General features: G+C 35.9%; 1 pseudogene. It reads left to right on the top strand.

What is annotated here, in order from left to right:
• Positions 1-1663 (top strand): annotated as a pseudogene (locus GWR14_RS23655) (hypothetical protein); the annotation flags it as partial.

Genomic DNA, 1663 nt, shown 5'->3' with positions numbered 1-1663 from the left:
AACACCATCAATGGAACTACAGTATATTACAGCAACTCAGCTTTTCCAAACCCAACTGATATTAATCTGTTCACGATTAATTATTATGATGATTATGACTTTGATTTAAACGGAGGTGCTTCAACAGCATCTTATAACGTTACGCCAATTACCAATGTCAAAGGCCTTGCTACAGGTAGCAAAATCCGTGTCTTAGGAACGACTAGCTGGATCACTAGCCTAACTTATTATGATGCTAAAAGCAGACCAATTTATAACTACAGCAAAAACGATTATCTGGGCACAACCAGCACGGTAAAAAGCCAATTCGATTTTATTGGCCAAACCCTGGGAACTACATCTACGCATCTGAGAAACGGAATTACAACTACAATAGTAGATGTCTTTGCTTATGATCATGCCGGAAGACTTACAGAACACACTCAAGCCATCAATGGAGCCAGTACTCCGGAAGTTATTGTAGCCAATACTTATGACGAGTTAGGCCAGTTAGTCAGTAAAAAAGTGGGTGGAAAAACCCCTCAGGGATTACAAAAAGTTGACTATGCCTATACTATCCGGGGATGGCTTAAAAGTATCAACGACCCCAATAACCTGAGTACGGATAATGATTTATTTGGTTTTGGATTATACTATAATACTATAGTCAATCCATCACTTACTTCCTATTACCAAAACAAGCCTTTATACAATGGTAATATCAGCAGCACTTTATGGAAATCAAACAGCCTTAATCCTGCTTTAAAACAGTATAATTATGCTTATGATGCCTTAAATAGATTTAAAGAGGCTAATTATATCGAAAATAATGTATTTAATTACAAATTCAATGAAAGTATTTCAGAATACGACCGTAATGGAAACATAATGGCATTATCTCGTAATATGCAGAATCCTGGATCCAGCAGTTGGTATACAAATATTGATCAGCTGGCCTATACGTATGACAAAGGCAATAAACTGATGAAAGTTGATGATAATATTTCATCATACAGCGATGAAGGTTTCAAAGATGTTAACAAGGGAAGCGATGATTACAGTTATGATGACAATGGAAATATGACTGTAGATAAAAACAAAGCAATCACAAACATTATCTACAACCATCTCAACCTGCCTTCTAAAATACTATTTCTTGATACCAGAAAAAGTATAGAGTATATATACGATGCTGCTGGTGTAAAACAGAGTAAAAAAGTTATAAATTCGGGCACAACTACAACAGATTATGCCGGTGGATTTCAATATGTAAACAACGTATTAAAATTTTTCCCGCAGCCGGAAGGATATGTAGAGTATAGTTCAGGAAATTTTAATTATATTTATCAGTACAAAGATCATTTGGGCAATATCCGTTTGAGTTATACAGACAGCAATAATGATGGAATAATAGCTCCTCCTGTCGCTAACATTTATCAAACCACATGGCAGGATGGTTTTGAAACTGATACAGGCTGGAGTAATATTGACCCAGAGATTTCTCATCCTCTATTAAATTTTGACACTACTGTGAAACATTCGGGAAATCGTTCAGCACGAATTACTATGGATGGTAGCAGTAATGCTGATGGAAGATCGGTTCAAAGCAATCAGTGGATTGCTATAAATAATACAGAAGAAACTCTGTATCGCATTTCAGGATGGATGTATATACAAAACACAC

Source organism: Flavobacterium ajazii (assembly GCF_010614725.1).
In the GTDB taxonomy this organism is placed as follows: domain Bacteria; phylum Bacteroidota; class Bacteroidia; order Flavobacteriales; family Flavobacteriaceae; genus Flavobacterium; species Flavobacterium ajazii.
The sequence above is the reverse complement of the archived record's forward strand: the minus strand, read 5'-3'. Positions and strand labels throughout refer to the sequence as shown.